The 6,374-nt window shown below is 62.6% G+C and carries 6 protein-coding genes and 1 rRNA gene; 1 reads left to right on the forward strand and 6 read right to left on the reverse strand.

Translation table 11 applies throughout. The annotated features are described in order from the left end of the window. Positions 1–58: 58 nt before the first annotated feature. From mreD to JHD67_RS20600, 3 genes are read right to left on the reverse strand one after another with little or no spacing between them, the layout of a single operon-like run. Positions 59–547, reverse strand: coding sequence for a rod shape-determining protein MreD (mreD, locus tag JHD67_RS20590; protein WP_199101035.1), 489 nt, complete (start codon positions 545–547; stop codon positions 59–61). After that, positions 544–1,548, reverse strand: coding sequence for a rod shape-determining protein MreC (gene mreC, locus JHD67_RS20595; RefSeq protein ID WP_199101036.1), 1,005 nt, complete (start codon positions 1,546–1,548; stop codon positions 544–546). The genes mreD and mreC overlap by 4 nt, the downstream gene beginning before the upstream one ends. Positions 1,549–1,574: 26 nt before the next feature. After that, positions 1,575–2,621 (reverse strand): rod shape-determining protein, encoded by a 1,047-nt coding sequence (locus JHD67_RS20600; RefSeq protein ID WP_019463564.1) that lies wholly within the window; start codon positions 2,619–2,621, stop codon positions 1,575–1,577. A gap of 260 nt (positions 2,622–2,881) precedes the next feature. On the opposite strand from JHD67_RS20600, the gene JHD67_RS20605 reads away from it, so the two are divergent. Continuing rightward, the gene (locus JHD67_RS20605; protein ID WP_199101037.1) at positions 2,882–3,817 is read left to right on the forward strand and encodes a carbohydrate kinase family protein; all 936 of its coding nucleotides are present in this window, start codon (positions 2,882–2,884) and stop codon (positions 3,815–3,817) included. Between the two features lie 57 nt (positions 3,818–3,874). Here the strand turns inward: JHD67_RS20605 and glpK are convergent, their stop codons facing one another. The 3 genes from glpK to rrf form a co-directional block, all read right to left on the reverse strand. Further along, the gene (glpK, locus tag JHD67_RS20610) at positions 3,875–5,374 is read right to left on the reverse strand and encodes a glycerol kinase GlpK (protein ID WP_199101038.1); all 1,500 of its coding nucleotides are present in this window, start codon (positions 5,372–5,374) and stop codon (positions 3,875–3,877) included. Positions 5,375–5,445: 71 nt separating this feature from the next. After that, entirely contained in the window at positions 5,446–6,000 is a 555-nt protein-coding gene (locus JHD67_RS20615; protein ID WP_199101039.1) for a TIGR00645 family protein, read from the reverse strand. A 275-nt stretch (positions 6,001–6,275) separates the two neighbouring features. Next, a 5S ribosomal RNA gene (gene rrf, locus JHD67_RS20620) occupies positions 6,276–6,374 on the reverse strand; the annotation flags it as partial.

Consider the following 6,374-nt stretch of genomic DNA (forward strand, 5'->3'; position numbering starts at 1 on the left):
ACAGCGTGCTCTCGCCCCGGGAATCCTTGATCGAGCGTCGATGGAAGGACATGACGGCTTACTGGATGCGCAAACGCATGCGCAGGTCGTCCATGAGCAGAAACAGGAACGGCCACAATGCAGCACCCACGAAGGGCGAGATCCACCAGGTCGCCGGAGGCAGTGATTCACCGGCAAAGGTGCGCACAATCAACAGCAGCACACGGTCATTGAGCAGCAGCGCGAGCACCGCCAGGGTCTGCTGCCACATCGGGAAAAACCGCAAGCGCGAGCGAAAGCGCAGCACGATGAACACCAGCGCGCAAAGACGCATGGCCTGCTCGCCGAGCAAAACGCCATCCAGCAGGTCGGCGCACAGGCCGATGCAGAACGCCAAGCCCAGGTTCACCCGTTGATCGCCTGCCTCCAGCGCCCAATACAGCAGGAACAACGCGGGCCAATACGGCTTGAACGGCTGCAGCGGCGCCGGCAGCGGCACCAGCATGGACAGTATGGCGAACACAAGCGTGCCCACGAACCAGAGCAGGCTGATACGCGACTTGTTCATGGCTGCGCCACCGGCGTACTGGCGGCGGATGCGGCGGCCGGCGGTGCCACCGTCGTATGCGCAGGCGCGGCGCTACTAGTCGCGGCTGCGGGCGCCGTGGGCGGCGCGAGATCACCCGGCGGCCCGGCTGGCGCTGGCAGCTCGGGCGGCCCCACGGGCTCGGCGAGGTCATGCAGCAACAACACGTCTTCGCTGCGATCGAGATCGGCGGTGGGCCGTGCCCGACCTTCCAGGAACAGGCCCGAGCCTGCGGGCTCCACGCTACGGATTTCCCCCACCGGGAACCCCGGCGGAAAACGCCCGCCCAGACCCGAGGTCAGCAGCTTGTCACCAGGATGCACGTCAGCCGCCATGGAAATATTGGGCAGGCTGAGCAAGTCGCCGTCGCGCGACCCATAGGCCACCGTGCGCAGGCCGGTACGTTCGATCACCACCGGAATGGCGTGGTCCGGATCGGTCACCAGCATGACCAGCGACGAGCGGGGCATCACTTCGACCACCTGGCCCATCACGCCGTGCGCGTCGATCACCACCTGGCCCGCTTTCACACCATCGCGCGCACCCGCGTTCAGCATCATGCGATGACGGGCCGTGCCCAGGTCCACATCGATCACGCGGGCCAGCTGCACATTGAGTTCAAGGCTGCGCTGGGTATCCAGCAGTTCCTTCAGGCGCTGGTTCTGCTCTGCCACAGCCGCCATGCGGTTGAGCTTGGCGTTGGCCAGCAGCAGATCTTCGCGAAGGCGCTGGTTCTGTTCGGTCAGGCGGCTGCGATCGGCGAAAGCCACGCTAAGCGCGCGCATGCCGTTGGCCGGGAGGCTGGCCAGCCGATAGACCGGCTCGACCAGCACCGAGGTGGTGTATCGCAGGCGCCAGATCCAGCCATTGCGATGGTCGAGCACCATCAGCACCATGGCCAGCGCAAGATAGAGAATGAGACGCAGTGTGCCGGCAGCGGTGCCGGCAAACAGGGGCGAGGATTCCTCGCGCGCGAGCGCCATGGTTTACCCGCCCCTGATCGCGTGACTTATTCCGGAGCGAAGAAGTCGCTGCCGTGCTGATCGATCAGCTCCAGCGCCTTGCCGCCGCCACGGGCCACACAGGTCAGCGGCTCATCGGCCACCTGCACGTGCAGGCCGGTTTCCTCGGAAATCAGGCGGTCCAGGTCGCGCAGCAGCGCGCCACCACCGGTGAGCACAATGCCGCGCTCGGCCACGTCGGAGCACAGCTCCGGCGGGGTCTGCTCCAGCGCCGACTTCACCGCGGCCACGATGCCCGACAGCGGCTCGTGCAGTGCTTCGAGCACTTCGTTGGAGTTGATGGTGAACATGCGCGGCACGCCCTCGGCGAGGTTGCGACCGGAGATCTCGATCTCCTTCACATCCGTCTGCGGGAAAGCGCAGCCGATCTCCAGCTTGATGCGCTCGGCAGTGGATTCGCCAATCAGCGTACCGTGGTTGCGGCGCACATAGTTGATGATGGCCTCGTCGAAGCGGTCGCCGCCCACGCGCACGGATTGCGAATAGACGATGCCGTTGAGCGAGATCACGGCCACTTCCGAAGTACCGCCACCGATATCCAGCACCATCGAACCGCGCGCCTCATGCACCGGGATACCGGCACCGATGGCAGCGGCCATGGGCTCTTCGATGAGGAACACGTCGCGGGCGCCGGCGCCTTCGGCCGATTCCTTGATGGCACGGCGCTCCACCTGGGTGGAGCCGCAGGGCACGCATACCAGCACGCGCGGGCTGGGACGCAGCATGCGCGACTTGTGCACCTGCTTGATGAAGTGCTGCAGCATTGCCTCGGTCATCGAGAAGTTGGCGATCACGCCGTCCTTCATCGGGCGCACCGTGGCGATATTGCCCGGCGTGCGACCCAGCATCTTCTTGGCATCGCTGCCGACGGCTGCCACGGCACGCGGGCCACCCGGGCCGCGGTCCTGACGGATCGCCACCACCGACGGTTCATTCAGGACAATGCCCTGACCCCGAACGTAAATCAGGGTGTTGGCCGTGCCGAGGTCGATTGAAATGTCGTTGGAGAAAAATCCGCGAAACTTCTTGAACATGGGTCCGCCGCGCGCCGGCTGTGGCTAAAAAGTAAGCGGGCCAGTCTAGTCAGCAAACCCCCGTTTCGCAAGGACAATCTCGTTAAGAAAGCCTTTTCCTACGCGGTGATATGCACACTTTGAGATCATCCTTGTGCCACTTTTCATCGCAAGAAAGTCGCAGGTGACGCCCAATGCCGGTATGATCTGGAACTTTGAGCCGGCCCGGACCATCCACGGACCGGCCTGTCCGTTCATCTGCCAGGGAACATCCTCGCATCATGTCTGCCGTTATCTGCGGATCGCTCGCCTACGACACCATCATGGTGTTCCAGGACCAGTTCAAGAACCATATCCTGCCCGATCAGGTGCACATCCTGAACGTGTCGTTCCTGGTGCCGCGCATGCGCCGCGAATTCGGCGGCTGCGCCGGCAATATCGCCTACAACCTGAAGCTGTTGGGTGCCGATCCGGTACCGGTGGCTACGGTAGGCCAGGATTTCGGCCCGTATCGCGCCCACATGGAAAAGTGCGGCATTCGCCTGGACTGTGTGCGCGAGTTCGAAGACCAGTTCACGCCGCAGTGCTTCATCACCACGGATCTGGACAACAACCAGATCACCGCCTTCCATCCGGGCGCCATGCTCAGCGCACACGAAAACCACGTGCGCGACATCCCGGAGATCAGCTTCGCCATCGTGGCGCCGGACAGCCGCGATGCCATGCTCCAGCACGTGGATGAATTCCATGCGCGCGGCGTGCCCTTCATTTTCGATCCGGGTCAGGCCATGCCGCTCTTTGATGGCGCCGAGTTCCGCTCGATGATCGAGAAGGCCACTTACGTCATCGTCAACGACTACGAGTCGCAGCTGCTGCAGCAGCGCACGGGCTGGGGCGCGGAAGACATCGCCTCACGTGTGAAGGCTTATATCGTGACCCAGGGTCCGCGCGGTTCGTTGATCCACACCGACGGCACCGTGCATGAGATTCCCGCGGCGCGCGAGCGCCAGGTGATCGATCCCACTGGTTGCGGCGACGCTTATCGCGCCGGCCTTATCTTCGGCATTATGGGTGGCAAGGATTGGCCGACCATCGGCCGTATGGCGTCGCTCATGGGTGCACTGAAGGTGGAGCATCCGGGCACGCAGAACCAGCGCTTCGATTACGCGCAGTTCTCCGCCGAGTTCCATCAGCAGTTCGGCTACCCGCTGGACTGAGGCGCCGCGGTGACGCGGTGACGCACAAAGGCCTCCGCTCGCGGAGGCCTTGTCGTTTCAGCTCACGCGAAACCCCATGGTGGCACTCACGGCCTCCTGCCAGCCGCTATACAACTGCGCACGCTCGTCCTCGCGCATTTGCGGCTTAAAGCGTCGATCCACCTGCCAGAGATCGGCAATTTCAGCACAATCGCGCCAAAAGCCCACCGCCAAACCCGCCAGATAAGCCGCGCCCAAGGCTGTCGTTTCCTGCACGCGCGGTCGCAATACGGGCACGCCGAGAATGTCGCTTTGAAACTGCGCCATGAAGTCGTTGGCAATGGCGCCACCATCGGCGCGCAATTCGGTGAGTGCCATACCGGCATCCGCTTCCATCGCGGTGAGGACGTCGCGCGACTGATAAGCCATCGACTCCAGTGCCGCTCGCACGAAGTGCTCCTTGCTGGTACCTCGGCTAAGCCCAAACACGGCACCGCGTACATCGCTGCGCCAGTAGGGCGCGCCCAATCCGACGAAAGCGGGCACCACATAGACACCCTCACTGGAGGCCACGCGCTCGGCGTAGGCCTGGGAATCGCTGGCCTTACCCAACATGCGCAAACCGTCGCGCAGCCACTGAATGACCGACCCCGCCACAAAAATGCTGCCTTCAAGCGCATAGTCGACGCGATCGCCCAATTGCCAGGCGATGGTGGTGAGTAAGCCGTGGCTGGACGTCGTAGCCTGTGTGCCGGTATGCATGAGCATGAAGCAGCCGGTGCCATAGGTGTTCTTCGCCATGCCCGGGTTGAAACAGGCCTGCCCAAACAGCGCCGCCTGCTGATCTCCAGCGACACCCGCGATGGGCACGCTCGCGCCGAAGAACTGCGCTTGCGCGGTGTGCGCGTAGATTTCGCTGCTGGAGTGCACTTGCGGAAGCATGCTGCGCGGAATGCGCAAAGCATGAAGCAGATCGTCGTCCCAACGTCGCCGGTGAATGTCGTAGAGCAAGGTCCGCGCCGCATTGCTGGCATCCGTCACGTGCGCGGTGCCGCCGCCCAGGTTCCAGATGAGCCAGCTGTCGATGGTGCCGAACAGCAATTCGCCGCGCTCCGCGCGCTCCTGGGCGCCGTCCACGTGATCGAGAATCCAGCGCAACTTGGTCGCAGAAAAGTAGGCGTCGATCAATAGCCCTGTGCGCTCACGAACCAAGGGCTCGTAACCGTCACGCTTGAGTTGTTCGCAGATGTCCAGGCTCTGCCGCGATTGCCATACGATGGCGTTGTGAATCGGCGCGCCGGTGGCGCGATCCCACACCACCGTGGTCTCACGCTGATTGGTGATGCCGATGGCGGCAATCTCGGTCAGCTCCACGCGCGTGTTGGCGAGCAGCTCGGTGACCGTTACCAGCACGCTGGTAAGGATTTCCCGGGGATTGTGTTCGACCCAGCCTGGTTGCGGAAAGATCTGCGCAAATTCACGCTGAGCCGTTCCCACCACGGTGCCGGCGTGATCGAACAGAATGGCCCGTGAGCTGGTGGTGCCCTGGTCCAGCGAAAGGATGTAGCGCCGCTCCACGTCTGCTCACTCTGGCATGTGCAATGAAGCCCAGCGTAGCAACAAGATGCACCGTCGAGGCAGCGCGCCGCTCATCCGTGGGAATGAACCGGCTGCATGATGCGATCGATATACGCCAGGGCCAGCGCCGACACCACAAAGGCCAGGTGAAGCAGCACCTGCCACATGATCGTCTGCGAATTAAGGGTGTCGGCCTTGATAAAGGTCGCGAGCAAATGGATCGAGGAGATGCCGATGATGGCCATGGCCAGCTTCACCTTGAGCACGGTGGCATTTACATGGGAGAGCCACTCCGGCTGATCGGGATGCCCTTCCAGTCGCAAACGGGACACGAAGGTCTCATAACCGCCCACGATCACCATCACCAACAGGTTGGAGATCATCACCACATCGATCAGGCCAAGCACGGTAAGCATGATGGTGGTCTCCGCACTGTCAGCGGAAGCACCTTCGGCCACATGACCGAGCAAGGTGGCATCGATCAAGTGCCACAGCTCGCGCACAAACTGCACAACATAAATGGCCTGCGCCACGATCAAGCCCAGATACAGCGGCAACTGCAGCCAGCGCGAAGAGAAGATCAGGTAGGGGAGCACGCCGAGTGGGCGCTTGGGGACGGGCGTCATACGGATCACTCAGAATAACAAGTCATCGATGATCGCAAATTCTTGCACGTCGTGTAGCAAGAAGCTGATGCAACGTTCAGGCCCGGGCAAGCAGCGAACCTGCGTGCCTTCTTTGCAGCCTGACTTAAAGTACACAGGCCGCGCAAACCGGGCTCGAAGCGTGTTGCGCGGCCTTGTATCGCGTTGCCAATGGACGGCTAAACACTAGTGACCACTTTTCTTTCGCGCAAAGACAAACGCCTTCCCGGATGGGAAGGCGTTTGCGGGTAAAAAGACCCTGGCGGTGACCTACTCTTGCATGAGGATTCACACTACCATCGGCGCAGCTGCGTTTCACTTCCGAGTTCGGGATGGGATCGGGTGGTACCACAGCG

This window comes from Dyella sp. ASV21 (genome assembly GCF_016428975.1).
Taxonomy (GTDB): Bacteria; Pseudomonadota; Gammaproteobacteria; order Xanthomonadales; family Rhodanobacteraceae; genus Dyella.